Annotated in this window: 17 protein-coding genes and 1 pseudogene; 7 read left to right on the forward strand and 11 right to left on the reverse strand. The window is 65.5% G+C overall.

From position 1 onward, the window contains the following. Position 1: 1 nt before the first annotated feature. From ccmE to P9236_RS02825, 6 genes are all read right to left on the reverse strand, one after another. Entirely contained in the window at positions 2-445 is a 444-nt protein-coding gene (gene ccmE / locus P9236_RS02800; RefSeq protein WP_278073079.1) for a cytochrome c maturation protein CcmE, read from the reverse strand. 3 nt (positions 446-448) lie between these two features. Then, positions 449-1579: a c-type cytochrome biogenesis protein CcmI gene (gene ccmI, locus P9236_RS02805; protein ID WP_278073080.1), complete on the reverse strand. Its 1131-nt coding sequence runs from the start codon at positions 1577-1579 to the stop codon at positions 449-451. 117 nt (positions 1580-1696) lie between these two features. Next, a complete protein-coding gene (locus tag P9236_RS02810; RefSeq protein ID WP_278073081.1) occupies positions 1697-2134 on the reverse strand; it encodes a hypothetical protein in 438 nt (145 codons plus the stop codon). 146 nt (positions 2135-2280) lie between these two features. Continuing rightward, a complete protein-coding gene (locus P9236_RS02815; protein ID WP_278073082.1) occupies positions 2281-3669 on the reverse strand; it encodes an ATP-binding protein in 1389 nt (462 codons plus the stop codon). 22 nt (positions 3670-3691) lie between these two features. Beyond that, positions 3692-4357, reverse strand: coding sequence for a response regulator transcription factor (locus P9236_RS02820; RefSeq protein WP_041002188.1), 666 nt, complete (start codon positions 4355-4357; stop codon positions 3692-3694). A gap of 82 nt (positions 4358-4439) precedes the next feature. Continuing rightward, a complete protein-coding gene (locus P9236_RS02825) occupies positions 4440-4739 on the reverse strand; it encodes a hypothetical protein (RefSeq protein ID WP_278073083.1) in 300 nt (99 codons plus the stop codon). Between the two features lie 225 nt (positions 4740-4964). Between P9236_RS02825 and P9236_RS02830 the strand changes: the two are divergent. Further along, a pseudogene (locus P9236_RS02830) lies at positions 4965-5105 on the forward strand (ester cyclase); the annotation flags it as partial. A gap of 14 nt (positions 5106-5119) precedes the next feature. On the opposite strand, the gene P9236_RS02835 reads toward P9236_RS02830, so the two are convergent. Both P9236_RS02835 and P9236_RS02840 read right to left on the reverse strand, forming a co-directional pair. Then, complete coding sequence (locus P9236_RS02835; RefSeq protein WP_278073084.1) at positions 5120-5527, reverse strand: DUF3168 domain-containing protein; 408 nt, start codon at positions 5525-5527, stop codon at positions 5120-5122. Positions 5528-5596: 69 nt separating this feature from the next. Beyond that, positions 5597-6538, reverse strand: coding sequence for a LysR substrate-binding domain-containing protein (locus P9236_RS02840; protein ID WP_278073085.1), 942 nt, complete (start codon positions 6536-6538; stop codon positions 5597-5599). A 135-nt stretch (positions 6539-6673) separates the two neighbouring features. Here P9236_RS02840 and P9236_RS02845 point away from each other — a divergent pair, with 135 nt between their 5' ends. Both P9236_RS02845 and P9236_RS02850 read left to right on the forward strand, forming a co-directional pair. After that, positions 6674-7567: a class I SAM-dependent methyltransferase gene (locus P9236_RS02845; RefSeq protein WP_278073086.1), complete on the forward strand. Its 894-nt coding sequence runs from the start codon at positions 6674-6676 to the stop codon at positions 7565-7567. A gap of 20 nt (positions 7568-7587) precedes the next feature. Then, positions 7588-8220: an NAD(P)H-binding protein gene (locus P9236_RS02850; RefSeq protein WP_278073087.1), complete on the forward strand. Its 633-nt coding sequence runs from the start codon at positions 7588-7590 to the stop codon at positions 8218-8220. Between the two features lie 3 nt (positions 8221-8223). Here the strand turns inward: P9236_RS02850 and P9236_RS02855 are convergent, their stop codons facing one another. Further along, positions 8224-9777, reverse strand: coding sequence for a trimethylamine methyltransferase family protein (locus P9236_RS02855; RefSeq protein WP_278073088.1), 1554 nt, complete (start codon positions 9775-9777; stop codon positions 8224-8226). A gap of 11 nt (positions 9778-9788) precedes the next feature. Then, the gene (locus P9236_RS02860) at positions 9789-12200 is read right to left on the reverse strand and encodes an FAD-dependent oxidoreductase (RefSeq protein ID WP_278073089.1); all 2412 of its coding nucleotides are present in this window, start codon (positions 12198-12200) and stop codon (positions 9789-9791) included. 111 nt (positions 12201-12311) lie between these two features. Between P9236_RS02860 and P9236_RS02865 the strand changes: the two genes are divergently transcribed. Together P9236_RS02865 and P9236_RS02870 are read left to right on the forward strand one after the other, a co-directional pair. Continuing rightward, positions 12312-12950: a TetR/AcrR family transcriptional regulator gene (locus tag P9236_RS02865; protein WP_278073090.1), complete on the forward strand. Its 639-nt coding sequence runs from the start codon at positions 12312-12314 to the stop codon at positions 12948-12950. A gap of 158 nt (positions 12951-13108) precedes the next feature. After that, on the forward strand, positions 13109-15271 hold the full coding sequence (locus P9236_RS02870; protein ID WP_278073091.1) for a penicillin-binding protein 1A: 2163 nt from the start codon (positions 13109-13111) through the stop codon (positions 15269-15271). Positions 15272-15380: 109 nt separating this feature from the next. Here the strand turns inward: P9236_RS02870 and P9236_RS02875 are convergent, their stop codons facing one another. Beyond that, entirely contained in the window at positions 15381-16454 is a 1074-nt protein-coding gene (locus P9236_RS02875) for a DUF930 domain-containing protein (protein WP_278073526.1), read from the reverse strand. Positions 16455-16650: 196 nt separating this feature from the next. Here P9236_RS02875 and P9236_RS02880 point away from each other — a divergent pair, with 196 nt between their 5' ends. Further along, positions 16651-17235 carry a DUF1214 domain-containing protein gene (locus P9236_RS02880; RefSeq protein ID WP_347405168.1) on the forward strand — a complete coding sequence of 195 codons (585 nt, stop codon included), beginning with the start codon at positions 16651-16653 and terminating at the stop codon, positions 17233-17235. Further along, complete coding sequence (locus tag P9236_RS02885; RefSeq protein WP_278073093.1) at positions 17228-17776, forward strand: DUF1254 domain-containing protein; 549 nt, start codon at positions 17228-17230, stop codon at positions 17774-17776. The genes P9236_RS02880 and P9236_RS02885 overlap by 8 nt, the downstream gene beginning before the upstream one ends. Position 17777: the final 1 nt, after the last annotated feature.

The following is a 17777-nucleotide window of genomic DNA, read 5'->3' on the forward strand; positions in this document are numbered from 1 at the left end:
GTTACTCGCTCTTGCTTTCCTGCCACACGCCCTTGGCCTTCAGGCCGTCGGCGACTTCCTTCGGCATATAGCGCTCGTCATGCTTGGCCAACACGCTGTCTGCGACGAAGACGCCGTCCGGGCCGAAGGCGCCCTCCGTGATGACGCCCTGCCCCTCGCGGAAGAGATCGGGCAGGATGCCGGTATAGGTGACCTTGACCGACTTCTGGGTGTCGGTAACCGAGAAGGCCACGGTTGCACCATTGCCGCGCACGACGGTGCCGTTTTCGACGAGGCCGCCAAGGCGGATGCGCTGTCCGGGCTGGACGCTTGCCGTGGCTAGCTCGGCCGGCATGTAGAAATAGGAAGCCTTCTGGCCGAGCGCGTAGAATGTGAGCCCGGTGGCGGCGCCGAGGAAGGCCAGCCCCGCCACGATCACCGACAATCGCTTCTGCTTGCGCGTCATCTCTTACTCCGTCGCCGTTACGCCGAGGGAGGCGGCAAAGGCGGTGAATTTCTTGGCTTGCTCGCTATCGGCGCCAAAGGCGGCGACAGCGCGGCCGAGCGCGTCGCGCGCCTGGTCGGCCTTGCCGAGCACGACATAGGAACGGATGAGCCGCATCCACCCTTCCTCATCGCGCGGATTTTGCTTCAGCCTGTCGTCGAGCCCGGCGACCATGGTTTCGATCATCGCCTGCCGGTCCTGCGGCGACATCTGCTGCGCCGCCTCGACCTGATCGGCATCCGGGCCGGCGGCCGGTTTGCCGGCCGTGGCCTCGGCCGTATCGGCGAGCGCCTGCTGGACGGCGCTGCGCCAAGGCGAATCCGGCGCGAGCTGTCCGAGCATCTTTTGCCAGGCTGCAGCGGCTTCCGCCTTCTTGCCTTCCTGAGCAAGCCCCATCGCCAGATAGAAATTCGCCTTGGCGTTGGCGGGATCGAGCTTCAGGGCAGCCTCGAAGGCATTTTGAGCATCGGCGGAGACGATGCCGCCGGCGGCGTTGGCGATCGCCTCGCCGAGGCCTGCCTGGCGAACCGCGCTGTCGCCATCGAGGCGGATGGCGTTGCGATAGGCCGTGACCGCGTCGGTGTAGCGCTGCAGGCGCAGATAGACCGGCGCCAGCACGTCCCAGCCCTTGCCGTCGGACGGATTGGCCGCAAGATGCGCCTCGGCGCGGGCGATCAGCTCGTCGATCGAGGAATCGGCAGGGTTCTTGGCGAGCCGTTCGGCCAGCGGCTGCGACGGCAGGTCGGGTGAGCCGAGCTCGCCGTAAAGTCCCCAGCTCACCAGCGGCACTGCCAGCACGGCGACTGTGGCAACCAGCCTCGCGGCTCGTGAAGGGCGCGGCGCGTCCGTGCCCGCCTGACTGGCGGAGCCGAGACGCAGGATGCGGCGGCCGATCTCGGCGCGCGCTTCCTCGGCCTCGCCCGGCTGGATCAGGCCGCGCGCCATGTCGCGGTCAAGCTCGGAAAGCTGGTCGCGATAGACTTCGAGATCGTGATCGCCGGCGGCCGACGCGCCTTTCGTGCCGCCGGCCAGCGGCAAAAGCACCGCCAGGCTGGCGCCCAGCGTAAGGATTGCGGCTATGACCCAGAACAGCATGGCTATTCCAATAAAGGCAGAGCCCTGCCCTGCCAACACAAGCATACTGCGACGCTTTGACGGCAGGCGCGCCGGCCGACCTTGATAAATATCAAATCGCGCCGGCTGTTGCCTAACTTAGGTCAGCGGCGTCCAACTGCCGTCGGCATTGCGGCAGGCCGTGCCGCGCGCGGTGACACCCGATGCGCCGGTATACACGGTGTGCGTGTACTGGCGGCAGTCCTGGGAACCGACCCGGTAAGGCTGGGCCGCCACGACCTCGCCGTAATGGGACGAGCTGTCACCCTTCCACGTCACCTTCTGACCGCTGGCGTTGTATTCCAAAGCCTTGTACTCCGCCTCGAGGCCCTTGCGTTTCTCGGCGTCGCTCAGACCCGAGCCGATCGAACCGCCGATGAGCCCGCCATTCATGGCCGCGACGATGCTGGTTCCCGCCTTGCCGCCGGCCGGCGGAGTGGCGACGGGCGTGACCGGCGAGGTCGGGCCGGTCCTGCCCAGCGTGGTGCAGCCCGAAACGGCCATCAGGGCGGAAACGAGCGCAACGCGAATCTTCATGCCAGCAACCGGTTCTTTGGAGCGGGATTGACTTCTTGAACGAGATGCACCGGGAGCCGCGCCATCGGGGAGGATGGCAAGCCCATAGTGTTGATATTTGTCGGAAATTTGGCCGCAGCCGGCCGCACGCAAATCGATAAAATACATTATTGAAGGCTCCGCAATCTCACCACCGCCCTCAAGCCGCCCATGCCGGACCGTTCCAGCGCCAGGGCGCCTCCATACTCGTTGACGAGGTCGGCGACAATGGCCAATCCCAGCCCCGTTCCCGGCTTCGTCTCGTCCAACCTCTTGCCACGTTTCAACACTTCCCGCGCGCTGTCCTCGGGAATGCCGGGGCCGTCATCTTCTATAACGATTTCAAACAGGTTGGCGCTTCCCGGAACTGCGGCGACCGAGACGGCGACGGCGCTTTTCGCCCATTTCATGGCATTGTCGAGCAGATTGCCCAGCAGTTCCTCGAGATCCTCGCGCTCGCCGGCAAAGACGATCTCGGCCGGCGGCGGCGACAGCGATAGCTTCGTCTGGGGGTTGAGCTTCCGAAGCACGCGCACCATCCGCTCGACCAGCGGCGCCACCGGCGTGCGGAAGACCACGCTGTCGCGCTGGGCGGCGACGCGGGCGCGCTGCAGATAATGATCCACCTGCTTCTGCATCGAGGCGGCCTGTTCGGCGATGAGCTGGCCCTTGGCGCCGCCGAGCGCGCGGCCCTCGTTGATCAGCACGGCAAGCGGCGTCTTCAGCGAATGGGCGAGGTTGCCGACCTGGGTTCGGGAACGCTCGACGATGCGCTTGTTGTTCTCGATCAGCGCATTGGTCTCGTTGGCCAGGGGCTCGATCTCGGCGGGGAAACGGCCGTCGAGTCGCTGCGCCGTGCCCTCACGCACCATGGCCAGCGCATTGCGCACACGGCGCAAGGGCTGCAGGCCGAGCAGGATGGCGATGGCGTTGATGGCGATCATGCCGACACCGAAGAGCGACAGATAGGTGAGCAGGCGACGCTGGAAGCTGGCGATCTCCTGTTCCAACTCGCTGTGGTTGCCCATGACGCGGAAACGCGCGGCGCGGTTCTTGGCATCGAGCACGAACTCGCTCTCGAAGACCTCCAGTTCCTCGCCCTTGATGCCTTCGGTCGAATAGCTGCGTTGGAAGTTGGCGTTGAAGGGAACTTCGGCGACGCTCGGCGACAGGACCGAGGTCGTCATCGAGGAGGAATGGATTTCGCCGTGAACACCTTCGGAGGCTGGCTCAACGGACCAGTACCAGCCGGAATTCGGCTCGGAGAAGCGCAGGTCGCCAAGGTCGGGCGCGCCGGTGAGCGCGCCGCTGTCGGAAATGCCGACCGAGCCGATCAGGTTGAACAGATGCGCCGAAAGCAGGCTGTCGAAGCCGCGTTCGCTGGCCTGGCGGTAGAGCGTGGTGATGAGGGTGAAAATGACGACCAGCGTCAGGATCGCCCAGACCGTCGAAAAGGCGATGACGCGGAAGGTCAGCGAGCGCGGCCAGAGCCGCAGCCTTGAAAGCCACGTTCTCATCGTCGGCTTCAGCGGTTCCGCGTCACGCCTCCGGCTCTCGCATGCGATAGCCCATGCCGCGCACAGTTTCGATCATGTCGATGCCCATCTTCTTGCGAAGCCGACCGACAAACACCTCGATGGTGTTGGAATCGCGGTCGAAGTCCTGGTCGTAGAGGTGCTCGACCAGCTCGGTGCGCGACACCACCTCGCCCATATGGTGCATCAGGTAGGCAAGCAAACGGAACTCGTGCGAGGTGAGTTTCAGCGGCACGCCGTTGACATCGGCCTTGGACGCCTTGGTGTCGAGCCTGAGCGGCCCGCAAGTAAGCTCGGACGAGGCATGGCCGGCGGCGCGGCGGATCAGCGCCCTCACCCTGGCCAGCACCTCCTCGATGTGGAACGGCTTGGTGACATAGTCGTCGGCGCCGGCGTCGATGCCGGCCACCTTGTCGCTCCAGCGGTCGCGCGCGGTCAGGATCAGCACCGGCATCTTGCGCCCGCCGCGGCGCCAGCGCTCGACGACGCTGATGCCGTCCATCTGCGGCAGGCCTATGTCGAGGACGACGGCATCGTAGGGCTCGGTGTCGCCGAGGAAATGCCCCTCCTCGCCATCATAGGCGCGGTCGACGACATAGCCGGCATCGACCAGCGCGTCCGCCAGCTGGCGATTCAGATCCTTGTCATCCTCGACGACGAGCACGCGCATGGGTTGAAAGCCTGTTGATGGGGAAAGATATAGGCCGATTCCGCCGGCCAGGGAAACTTAAGCCTGTTAAAGGGATGGGGCCTCAGTTGAGCGGCACCACGATCTCGGAACGGCGCGGGCGCTGGCCCTCCTTGCCGGGAACCAGCACGACGATGACACAGACCTGCTGGCCGCCGCGCGTCGACGGCGAGGCCTTGGCGAGCGTGCCGCCATTCTGCGCGGCGACCTGCTGGCCGATCGCGTAGCAGTCACCTGCAGCAAGCACGACCGGCTGCTCGACCGACGGTTCGACGACAGGCATGGCCGTCGCCTGCGACACAAAAAGGCCGGCTGCAGCAAGCGTCAGCGCCGCGGTGCGGATATGGGAGCGGAACTTTTTCATGATCACGGTTCTAACGCATGTGTGCTGAACGTGAAATGAACGGTGAACGGCCGAAAAATCCATGCCCGCCACGCCCCCTGACCGCGAGACATCCAACTGCCCGAGCCCCCATCAAGCCGGACTTTGAAATTCATAGCCGGAAGATCACCGGCGCGGCTACGGTTTTCGCGTGCGCGATCGTGCTCTAGTTAGCGCCGAAAAGCTGGATGACCCGAAGCTGGCAGGCCCAAGGGCGTCCTGTTCGGCCTGCCGGTGAACGGCAAGCGCGTCTCCTTCGCCGAGAACGTCTTCTATGAATTCCAGGACGGGCGGATTCGCGAGGTCTGGTCGGTCATCGACAAGGCCGCCATCCAGGCCCAGCTTTAGGGCTGGCGCGTCGCTCAGGCACTCTCCTGCGTCAGCGCGCGAAAGCGCAGCAGCCCATGATGGACCGCCAAGTCCTCGTCATAGCGCGCCTCGGCGAATTCCAGCGACAGACGGGTCTGGCCGCGCGGGCCGATGGAGAGCGCCGCACCGTCGAGGCGTGCCCTGATGCTATCCATAATGAGACGAACCTCGGCCTCCCCCTGAGCCTTCGACCAGACATGCAGCGTGATAAGCTGATCATTGTCGTTGTCGGCGCCGGTTTCGAGGTCGAAGGCGCTGGTGCGGCCGTAGGTCACGTTGGGAAAAGCGGCCTTGTCGTTGGCGCGCTCGAGCAGGCCGGCGCCGCCGAGCAGCGCCGACAGCGATGCGTCGGTCTTCAGCCGCAGGAACAAGGCCTGCATCAAATCGCCAGGCGCCGTCATCTATCGTCTCCGTTCGCCTGATAAACCCTGAACGCCGGCAGTTTCGCGCGCACCGTAACCGCGTTGCCCTCACTTCGCCAGAGCAACGGCGCCTGATCCGCGACCGCTTTCGGGCAGTCGGCGCGGCTCACCGCCGATCATCGCCGCATGGTCCTTGATCACTGCAGTCACGAAACGGATCACGGCGCGCACCGGCGCTTCATCACCGATGTCGCGGCGATAGACAAGCGAAACCGGGTGGCTGCCGAGAATATCGGGGGTGACCCGCACCATGCGAGGTTCCGGTTCGGCCAGCATGCAAGGCATCGCGGCCAACCCGGCGCCGGCCAGCGCCGCCGCCAACATCTCAGTCATTTCCGCAACGCGAAGCACGATCGTCGCGCCCTTGCCATAGGCATCGATCCAGCGGGCACCAGGGACGCCGGCCAGGGTCTCGTGGAAGCCGATGATTTCGTGCCCGGTGAGCCGACGCGGATCGATCGGCATCGGATGGTGATCGAGATAGGTTCGGGATGCGTAGAGCGACCAGCCCGAGTCGCAAAGCCTGCGCGCGACCAGCGTTTCATCGGCCACAGGCCCAATCCTGACCGCGAGGTCGGCCTCGCCATGCTGGAGATCGACAGGGCGGCTGCCGCTGGTCAATTCGAGGCCGATGTCGGGACAGGCCTTGCAGAAAGCCGCCATGCGTTCGGCAAAGAAGGGGCTGAACCCGGTAGGCAACGCGAGCCTGACGCGGCGCGTGCCCGACCGGACCAGCGCGGTCATCGCCTCGACGGCGCGTTCCAGATCCTCGCCGAGCGGCAGCAATCTCAGGCCGAGCGGCGTCACCTCGAGGCCCTGCGGCCCGCGCAGGACCAGCGAGGCGCCGAGCGCTGCTTCGAGCGCCGCCAGGCGCCGGCTGATGGTAGTATGACGCACGCCCAAGGCGCGCGCCGCGCCGGACAACGTTCCCGCCCGCGCGGCGGCGAGGAAATAGCGCAGATCGTTCCAGTCCGGTTCGCCGATTGTCATCGCCGGCGCATTCTAGACCAACTCGTCGCCGGATGTCTGTGCGGTTTTGCACAGGCTTGCGCGAAAATCGGCAATGGCCGGATCGGGCCGCCCGCGCGAGACTCTGGCAGAATCCGCAATCTGAGGAGCAAAGCCATGGACATGCAAAGCCTGCGAGCGGTGGTGGCGCGGCACGCGGCATCGGCAAACGCGCTGGCAGCACTCGGCCTTGCGCTGGAGGCACGGCTGCGTGGCACGGTGCCGGAGGACGAAGCCGCCCGCCGCATCGAAGCCGTGCTCGGCAGCCTCGGCATATCCGACATGGTTGCCGGCGCCAGCGACGCCGAGCTTTTGCCGGTGTTGGCAAGCATCAAGGTCGAACTCTTTTCGGGGAGCAGGCTGCTGTCGGCGCCTTACGCCAGCGCCGAAACCATGGACGCAAACCTGCGGGAGGCCCTGGGCGACGTTTCCACCGGTTTCCCGGCGCTGCTCAAGCGATCGATCGCGCCGCGGCTTGTAGGTCTGACGGAGCGGCTCGACGCGCCGGGCGCCGCCTTTCTCGATATCGGCGTCGGCGTCGGGGCGCTATCGATATCGATGTTGTGGGAGTGGCCGGAGCTGCGGGTGGTCGGCATCGATCCGGCGCCCGACGCCATCGCCCAGGCGCACGCCAATGTCAGGGCGGCCGGGTTCGCGGACCGCATCGCACTGCGCGTCGGTTTCGGCCAGGAGATCGCCCTCGAAGAAATGTTCGACCTCGCTTTCGTGCCCAGCGCCTTCATTCCGGAAGCGCATGTCAGGGCGATCGTCCCGCGCTGTCTGGCGGTCTTGAAACCCGGCGGCTGGCTGCTGCTGGCGATGATCAATCCCGGGCCGGACGCGCTGGGAGAGGCTCTGGCCAGCTTCCGCACCGCAATGTGGGGCGGCACCGTTTTCGAGAAAGGCGCGGCACAGACGCTGGTCGAGCGATGCGGTTATGTCGACACGAGGCTGCTGCCCGGCCCCGCTGGAGCACCGATAGCTTTTGTCGCCGGGCGCAAGCCGGGCTGACGAGAATCGGGAGGCTGGCGATGAGATTGCTGATCTTTGGCGCCTCGGGTGTGACGGGCCGCGCCCTCGTCTCGGCGGCGCTGGCGGAAGGCCATCTGGTGAGCGCCTTCGTCCGCGCGCCCGGCAAGCTCGCCGTCAGCCACGAACATCTGAGCGTGATCGTCGGAGACGTCGCCGACCGCAAGGCGGTGGAGGGCGCGATTGCCGGTCACGACGCGGTGTTGAGCTGCCTCGGTGTCGGCGTGCCGCTGAAGCACGATGGCGCGGTGATTGCCGGCATCGGCTTCATCGTCGAGGCCATGCAGCGGAGCGGGCCGGGCCGGCTCGTCTACCTGTCCTTCCTTGGCGTCCGCGACAGCCGTCGGCTATTGGGGCCGCTGCTTGGCGGCATCGTCGCGCCGCTGGTGCTGCGCCATGAGGTGGCGGATCACGAAGCGAAGGAAAGGCTCATCGCGCAGTCCGGCCTCGACTGGACGATCGTGCGGCCGCCAAGGCTCGGCAACGGCCCGGCAACCGGCGCGTTCCGCCACGGCAACGGCATCCAGGCCAATTCGCTACTGCCGACGCTGGCGCGCGCCGACGTGGCGGCTTTCATGCTTGGCCAGGTCGGCGACACCACGTATTCGCGTAAGGCGGTTGCCCTGCTGCCTTGATGTTCACGACATTGGCACCGCACCGCCCTCCTCGGTGCGCCGCGCGATGAACTCGTCGAGCACACCGGCGGTGGCGGCGGCGGATTGCGGCGGCTGGAAATCGGAGAGAATCCGCTTCCAGATGCCGGTGGCGCGCTCGGTCGCGGTCTTGCCGCCGGATTGCGTCCAGTTGCCGAAATTCGACCAGTCGGCCACCAGCGGCTCGTAGAAGGCGGTGCGGTAGCGCGTCATGGTGTGGGCGGCCGAGAAGAAATGGCCGCCAGGCTGCACCTCGGCGATGGCGTCGAAGCCGATCGCGTCGGCGTCGCCGGGTGTCGCGGCGCAAAGCTCGGCAACCGTCTGCAGGGCCTCGACGTCAGTGATCAGCTTCTCGAAGGAGACGCTCAGGCCGCCCTCCAGCCAGCCGGCGGCATGGATGCAGACGGTGGCGCCGGCAAGCACCGACCCCCACAACGCGAACTGCGTTTCATGCGCCGCCTGCGCGTCGGAGATGTTGGCGGCGCTGCCGCCGCCGGACCGCCAGGGCAGGCCGGTGAAGCGCGCCAAATGGCCGGCGCCCAAGGTCGCCTTGATGTGCTCCGGCGTGCCGAAGGCCGGCGCGCCCGACTTCATGTCGACATTGGAGGAAAAGGAGCCGTAGACCACCGGCGCGCCGGGGCGCACGATCTGGGCGAGCGTCAGCCCAGCCAGCGCCTCCGCGTGCTGCAGCGTCAACGCGCCGGCGACCGTGATCGGCGCCATGGCGCCGGCCAGGCAGAAGGGCGTGATGATCGAAACCTGGCCGGCCTTGGCGAAGTCGATGATGCCCTGCGCCATCGGGATATCGAGCTGGCGCGGCGAATTGGTGTTGATGACCGTGTAGCAATAGGCGCCGCTGCTGAACTCGTCCTCCGAGAGACCGCGCGCCAGACGGACCATCTCGAAACTATCCTCGACCTGCGGCGTGCCGCGCGCGAAGACGAAGGGGAACTTGTCTGACAAAGTGAGCTGCGCCCGGCCGGTTGCATAGTGGCGAAAGCGGGTGTCGACGTCTTGCGGCTCGATGCAGGGACCGAGCATATGCAGCACGTCGAAATGCTGCAGCAGCTTCATGAATTCCTCGAAGGCGGCCAGCGTGCCGGGCCGGCGGCCGCGTTCGAGATCGGTGACGTTGGGCGCACCGGACCCGGCGAGGAACGCCATCGTGCCGAGCTCCAGCGCAAGATCGCGGGAGCGGTCGCCGCCATAGGCAGGGATCGAGCGCGGCGCGGAAGCCAGGGCCGCATCGACCATGTCGCGGCCGATCCTCACCATCTGGCTGTCCTCGTCGACCAGGGCGCCGGCCTTGGCAAGCATGGCGCGCGCCTCCGACAGCAGTACCTTAATGCCTAGCTCCTCCAGCACGCGCAGCGCCGTGTCGTGGATCGCGGCGACCTGGTCGTCGGAAAAGACCGGCTGCGGCAGGAACGGGTTCTTCAGCGAACGGTAGTTCGGGCGACGGCCGGATTCGCTGCCCGCCTCGCCATTGCGTCCGCGGCGGCGTTCGCGCCTCAGATCGCGTGCGGCCTCGTCGATCATGCCCAATCCTCCTATTGCCGCATTGCCTCGCCCTTCGGGTCGTAAGGCGAGGCCGCGATGACGCGCGCCGCCCGTTCGACGCCGACAATGTGTACGGAAAGCTCGGTTCCCTCCCCGGCGAATTCGTCATCCACCAACGCCAGGGCGACGCTCTTGCCTAAGGTGTAGCCATAGCCGCCGGAAGTGACGAAGCCGACGCGCCTGCCCTTGCGCCAGACCGGCTCGAAGCCGCTGGCGTCGGCATCGACGGCGTCGACCTCAAGTGTCACGATCCGTTGCGAAACTCCGGCCTTGCGCTCTTTCAACGCCGCTCCATGACCGATGAAGTCGCCCTTGTCGAAGGCGATGAAGCGGTCGAGGCCTGTCTGTCCAGGCGTGTAGCCTTGCGTGAACTCGCGCGACCATATGCCGAAGCTCTTTTCCAGGCGAAGCGCGTTGAGCGCGTAATAGCCGATCTCGGCGAGACCGAGATCCTCGCCGGCGGCAAGCAGCGTCTCGCGCAGGGTCGCATGCAGGGTGGCCGGGCAGTTGATCTCGAAGCCGAGCTCGCCGGCGATCGACAGCCGCGCGATCCGGGCGCGCACCATGCCGATGTCGAACACGCCGCAGGCCATGAAGGGCAAGGTTTTGGCGGATACGTCCTGATGCGTGGTGCGTTCGACGATCTTGCGCGCATTCGGTCCGGTGGCGAGGAAGCCGGACATAGCGTCCGAGATATCCGTCACCGAGACATCCTTGGCCCAATGCGCCTCGAACCAGCGCATGTGGAACTCGCGCAAATAGTACGAGCCCATGATCCAGTATTCGCCGCCGCCCCAGTTGAGAACGGTGAGATCGCCCTTGAGCCTACCGTCAGACCCAAGCATCGGCGCAAGCTTCGCGCGGCCAGGCTTCGGCAGCTTGCAGGCGAGCAGCCGGTCGAGCCAGGCCTCGGCGCCCGGTCCCGACACGGCGTAACGCGAGAAGGCCGTGGTATCGACGAGGCCGGCGGCGCGGCGCACCTGCAGGACCTCGTCGCCGACGATGTCGAAGGCGTTCGAGCGCTTCAGCGTCGTCTCCTCGCGAAAACCCATCGGCGCGAAATACGCCGGGATTTCCAGGCCCCAGGATGCCGTCCACTCGGCGCCGGCGGCGCTCATGCCGTCATAGGCGCCGGGGCGCTTCAGCGGCCGGCCCGCCGGCAGGCGCTCGTTGGGGAAGGTCATGACGAAGCGGCGGGCGTAGAACTGGCGCGTGGTCTGCCTGAGATACTCGCGGTTGGCGGCGAACGCGCCGTAGCGGGCGATGTCCATGCCGAAGATGTCGGCCTGCGGCTCGCCATGGATCATCCATTCGGCCAGCGACTTGCCGACGCCGCCGCCCTGGCTGAAGCCGGCCATGACGCCGCAGGCGACCCAGTAGTTGCGTAAGCCCCTGACCGGACCGACCAGCGGATTGCCGTCCGGCGTGAAGGTGAAGGCGCCGTTGACCCATTTGCGGATGCCGGCCTTGGCCAGGCAGGGGAAGCGCTGATAGGCCTTGGAAAGCTCCGGGCTGATGCGGTCGATGTCCTCGGGGATCAGCTCGATGCCGTAGTCCCAGGGCGCGCCGTCCATGTTCCAGTGTTTCGGGTTCTGCTCGTAGACGCCGAGCAGCACGCCCTTCCGCTCCTGCCGCAGATAGGAGAAGCCGTCGAGGTCGACGGCGAGGCCGAGCTCCTTGTCGAGGGCAGCGACTTCCGGGATGTCCTCGGTGACGAAATAATGATGCTCCATCGGGGTCACCGGCAGGTCGACGCCGGCCATCAGCCCGACTTGCTTGGCCCAGAGCCCACCGGCATTGACGACATGCTCGGCGACGATCGTGCCCTTTTCGGTGACGACATCCCAGCCGCCGTCGGCGCGCTGCTTCAGCTCGACGACGCGGTTGCGCAGAATCATATCGGCGCCACGCTTCTTCGCGGCGCCGGCATAGGCGTGCGTCGTGCCGTAGGGATCGAGATGACCTTCGTTCGAATCATAGAGACCGCCCAGCACGTCGCTGACATCGACGATCGGGCAGATCTCCTTGATCTCATCGGGCGTCACCAGGCGGGCCGTCTCGATACCGACCGACTGGAACACCGCCCAGGCCGATTTCAGCCATTCCCAGCGCTGAGGGTCGCTCGCCATGTTGACGCCGCCGGTCATGTGCAGGCCGGCATTCTGGCCGGACTCGGCCTCGATCTCGCGATAGAGCTTGATCGTGTAGTCCTGCAGCGCCGCGACGTTGGGATCGGCATTGAGCGCGTGGAAGCCTGCGGCCGCATGCCAGGTCGAACCGGCCGTCAGCTCGGCGCGCTCGATGAGCGCCACGTCGTTCCAGCCGAACCTCGTCAGGTGGTAGAGCACCGAGGCGCCGACCACGCCTCCTCCGATGACGACCGCGCGATAATGCGACTTCACGAGCTCTCTCCCTCTCGTTGAAGGCTCTAGAATATACAGACTGGACATACATGTCTAGACACTTCTGTCCAGAACTTGCGCGCGGCTTCGCGCCATGCCTATTGTGCGGCCATGATCATCGCCGCTCCCCAGGCCGAACCGACGCCCGGAAACATCAAGGTCACGCGCTGGGACTGGATCAATCTCGCGCTGCAGACGCTGATCTCGGACGGCATCGAGAGCGTGCGCGTGCTTACGCTAGGCCAGAAGCTCGGCGTGTCGCGTTCGAGCTTCTACTGGTATTTCGAAAGCAGGCAGGACCTGCTCGACCAGTTGCTCAAGCACTGGCACGACACCAACACCACGGCGATCGTCGAGCGCGCCCGGCGCCCTGCCGAAACCATCGTCATGGGCGTGATGAATGTGTTCGAATGCTGGGCCGACGAGCGCTTGTTCGACCCGAGGCTCGACTTCGCCGTGCGCGAATGGGCAAGACGCTCGGACGATGTGCGGCGCATGATCGACCAGGCGGACGACGAGCGCCTCAGCGCCATCCGCGACATGTACCGCCGGCACGGCTACGACGACGAGGACGCCTTCATCCGCGCCCGCGTCCTCTACTACATGCAGATCGGTTACTACGTGCTCGACCTCAAGGAGCCGGTCGAGGCCCGCGTCAGCCATCTCGCCACCTATCTGCGCTCCTTCACCGGCCAGGAGCCGACCGAGGCCGATGTGGCGCATTTCATGCGCTTCATTGCAGCACGGTGATATTGCCGTGAAGCATCAACCTCAGCGTTCAACAAAGCCTGAGTGTGGCTTCGCTGCCCTTGTGAGCGGTGATAAAATGATCGATTAGTCGTGCAGGGGTGGCGCCCGAAACCGTTCACGCGGTTTCGGTCGAAAGCGCGTTGGGGCGGAAGTCTGAAATGGCAAGTCCTTCGAAACCACGCAAGAGAAGAGGCCGGATCGCCTCGGCGGCTCTTGCTGTCGACGCCTGGCTCGATTCCTCGCTTTATGAAATCGGCTTCAAGGCGCGCGAATTCTGGGAAGCGGCCACCATCTTTTCCCGCCGTTTTCGCCTGCACGGCTGGCGGCGCGCCATCATCGAGGTGCTGAGCGAAGGCTTCACCATGGGCGCCGGCGGCTTCGTGGTGCTGTTGGCGCTGGCCATGCCCGCCTTCGAGATCACCGCCGGCGACTGGCGCAACCAGGGCGACTTCGCCGTCACCTTCCTCGACCGCTATGGCAACGAGATCGGCCAGCGTGGCATCATCCAACGCGATTCCGTGCCGGTCGACGAGATGCCGGACATCGTCATCAAGGCGGTGCTGGCGACCGAGGACCGGCGGTTCTTCGACCATTACGGCATCGACGTCCTCGGCCTGTCGCGCGCGATCTTCGAGAACGTGCGCGCCAATTCGGTGGTCCAGGGCGGCTCCAGCATCACGCAGCAGCTCGCCAAGAACCTGTTCCTTTCCAACGAGCGCACCTTGGAGCGCAAGATCAAGGAAGCGTTTCTCTCGCTGTGGCTGGAGGCGAACCTCTCCAAGAAGGAGATCCTGCAGCTCTATCTCGACCGCGCCTATATGGGCGGCGGCACGTTCGGCATCGAAGCGGCGGCGGATTTCTATTTCGGCAAAAGCGTCAAGGACCTGAGCCTGGCCGAGGCGGCGATGCTGGCCGGCCTGTTCAAGGCGCCGACCAAATATGCCCCGCACATCAACCTGCCGGCGGCACGCGCGCGCGCCAATGTGGTGCTCTCCAATCTGGTCGACGCCGGCTTCATGACCGAGGGCCAGGTGCTGCAGGCGCGCCTCCACCCCGCCGACGTCGTCGACCGCGGCGAGAAGCAGAGCCCCGACTATTTTCTCGACTGGGCCTTCGACGAGGTGAAGAAAATCGCCAAGCCGGGCCAGCATTCGCTGGTCGCCCACACGACCTTCGACGCGAATATCCAGAAGGCGGCGGAAGAGTCGGTCGAATTCCACCTGCGTCAGTTCGGCAAGGAATACAACGTCACCGAAGGCGCGGTGGTGGTGATTGAGACCAATGGCGCGGTGCGCGCCATCGTCGGCGGCCGCGACTATGGCGCCAGCCAGTTCAACCGTGCCACCAAGGCGCTGCGCCAGACCGGCTCATCCTTCAAGCCCTATGTCTACGCAACCGCGATGGAGCATGGCTTCACGCCGGATTCCGTGGTTTCCGGCGGTCCGATCTCCTGGGGCAACTGGTCGCCGCATAACTATAGCGGCGGATCGGCCGGCAATGTCACGCTGCTGACCGCGATCGCCAAGTCGATCAACACGGTGCCGGTGCGGCTCGCCAAGGATCACCTCGGCATCGCCCCGATCAAGGCGATGGCTGAATCGATGGGCGTCGAATCGCCGCTGGAATCGCACAAGACCATGGTGCTCGGCACGTCCCTCATGACGGTGATGGACCAGGCGACGGGCTACAGCGTCTTTGCGCAGAACGGCTTTGTCGGCTCCAGGCACGGCATCACCCAGCTCGTCACCCGCACCGGCGACGTGGTCTATGACTGGACCAAGGACGCGCCGCCCCCGCACCGGGTGCTGTCGGAACAGGCGCTGAAATACATGAACACCATGCTGGCTGCGGTACCGGTGATCGGCACGGCACGACGCGCCCAGCTTCCCAACATCGTCGTCGCCGGCAAGACCGGCACGACGCAATCCTACCGCGACGCCTGGTTCGTCGGCTTCACCGGCAACTACACGGCCGCCGTCTGGCTCGGCAATGACGACTTCACGCCGACCAACAAGATGACCGGCGGTTCCCTGCCGGCGATGGTATGGCAGCGGCTGATGGTCTATGCGCACCAGAACATCGACCTGAAGCCGATCCCGGGCCTCGATCATCCGTTCGTCGACCCGGAGGTCGCGGCCAAGGCCGAGGAAGCGGCGAAGAAGGAGGCAGCGGATGCCGAGGCGCAGGCCGAGGCCGAGCGCCCGCCGGTGCTATCCAGCCGCACCACGCAGACGCTGAGGGACATGACCAAGGTGTTCCAGTCGGCGCCCGTGCTCGACGCATCCACCCTGCCGGAGACCCTGTCGGCGCTTAGGTTTTGATCTTACTCAGGCCTTCGTCCCGAAACCGGTTCCCACTTTCGGGAGACATGCTTTTTAACCTGCGCATGTCTTTGTCCCGAAACCGGCTCCCACTTTCGGGAGACATGCGTTAGCGGAGACTTGGCAATCTGAGACGGGCCCAATCGCCGGGTGGGATCTCAGCGCCGACGCGGAAGTTGAACGAAAGGACCCTCGTCGCATCGGAGTCGACCTCGCACCGGAAGCTTAGGCGGTACCATGTGGTTGTGGTGCTGAAGGCGGTCTCCGCAGGGCTAAGAACATTGCCCACCTTCAGCGGAATAGATGGCAGCCATTTGGGAGAATAAGAGGCGTCCTGCAATTCCTGGTTCAAGACGCTGCCGCAAAGGTTGGCGACGCGCTGATCGCGAGGCACGCCGGTCATGGTACTTGTGGCCAGCGCATCGCCGGTGGCGCCCTGCGAGTAGAGCTTTCGGACACCAGGAAGGCCCGAATAGGTAGGCGATCCAGCGACGGCGGCTTTTGTGGAACCTGGCGTCCCGGCGCTCCTGCTTCGGGACTTCGAGCCCTTTGCAGGCTTGAACTTCAGCGCATTTGCGGGTTTGGGCTTTGGCTTTTCGGCGGTTTGCGCTCCTGCCTCTTGCCCGTCTGCCTGTTGTTTATCCGCGTTCTGGGCTGCCTGCTTTTCCTCGCTCTGCGTGGGCTTGGCGTCCGTCTCGGCGGTCGCCGGCTTGTCGTCAGCCTTGCTTGGATCTGCCTGCTGGTCGGCGCCTGCCGGCGCGGCAGATTGGTTCTCAACGGGCTTGGGCAAGGCTGGCGGCTTCGAATCGCTATCCTTGGCCGGCGAAGGCGTGTTGTCTCGATCGCCGCCTCCATCCATGGATTTCCTCGGGCCAGCATCCTTGTTGCCGTACTGAAAAACGGGCTTCAGCACTGCGATTGCCGGCGGCTTCGGCGGCTGCTTTTCCGGCAAAGGCGGCTTTTCGGCCTTGGGCTCCTTTGGCTGCGGCGCGGGCGGAGGCTTCGGTTTCGGCTGCTCGGGCGGAGGCACAAGCGCGACATTGACCGGCTGTTCCCGATCCGGCTGTTGAGCAGGCCTCGGCAGGCTGTAGACCAGAAATACTGCGATGAGCGCATGCAGGATCAGCGATGCGGGCAAGGCGCACGCCAAATTCCAACGCCGTTCTTCCGTCTCGCCCTTCATCCCGATCGATGTGGAACGAAAAGGCGGCGGCTTCAAGCACAGACACCCGATTGAACGGCCACCCACAGCGACGCAGGAGGAAGCTGCCACTTGCGTGTCGGTTTCACCCGAATATCACCACGCCTTCGAGCGAGCCGGCTTGCCACGGGGCCTCGCGCCGCGATATCCCGAGCAACCTCCTCTGTTCCGGCCCTTCATGCTCAAGACCGCCTTCCTCACGCTGCTTTCGCTTGCAATAGCCATCGGCCTTGGCGGCGGCAGCGTCTGGTACGCACTAAACTCGCAGGACGGCGTCGGCGCGATCCGCATCGGCCGATGGACCGCCTTTCCCGACATCGGCACCCAGGCCGCCGATCCCTATTCGAAGGCGCGCATAGCGCGTGAGGGTGTGCTGGCGCTCGGTCGGGCCGAGGGACTCTCCTTCGTCGCCGAGCGCGACGAGTCCGGTGAGCCGTTGAAACGCGAATGCGCCTATACGATTGAAGGCGGCTACCCGACGGCCCGGTTCTGGACGCTCTATGCCGCCGACCAGTCGCTCGGCGTCATCGACACCGGCAAGGCGAGGCGGGCCGCGCTGCAATCCTATGAGGTGCTGCGCCAACCGGACAACTCGGTCGTCATCGCCGTCGGCAACCGCCCTGCCCCCGGCAACTGGCTGCTCACCAACGGCTTCGGCAAGATGTATTTCGTGCTGACCTTCTACGATACGCCGATCGCCAGCAGCACCGGGCTTTCCGACGTGACGCTGCCGCGCATCCTGAAGGCGGGCTGCAATGCGTAGCCTGCTGCACGCGCTCATCCTCGGCCTGCTGGGCGCCGGCATCGTGCATATAGTGGTGCTGTTCCTGGTGCCGGAATTTTCCGAGCGCGATGCCTGGTCGCGGCTGGCGATGGGCTCCGACCTCTACAAGATGACGCGCCTAGACGCCGAAGCCGGCGGCGCGCCGGTGGTGAAGTCGGTCGACCCCATGTTCTACGCGGCAGCCTGCCGCTTCGACCTCGCCCACGGGCTGGTGCGGATCCGGGCGCCGGGCGACGTTCCGTTCTGGTCGGCTTCGGTCTATGACCGCAGCGGCCACAACATCTATTCCTTCAACGACCACAACGCGAACGGCGAGAAGCTCGATGCCGTGGTGCTGACGCCGGCGCAGATGATCGACGTGCGGCGCGATCTTCCGGAGGAATTGCAGGGCGCGATCTTCGTCGAGGCGCCTATCGAGGAAGGCATCTTCGTCGTCCGTGCCTTCGTGCCGGACGACAGTTGGAAGCCGATCGTTTCACGCTTCCTCGAGCAGAGCGCTTGCGAGCTGCAGGACTACTGAG

The sequence above is a fragment of the Mesorhizobium sp. WSM4884 genome, from assembly GCF_029625675.1.
In the GTDB taxonomy this organism is placed as follows: Bacteria; Pseudomonadota; Alphaproteobacteria; order Rhizobiales; family Rhizobiaceae; genus Mesorhizobium.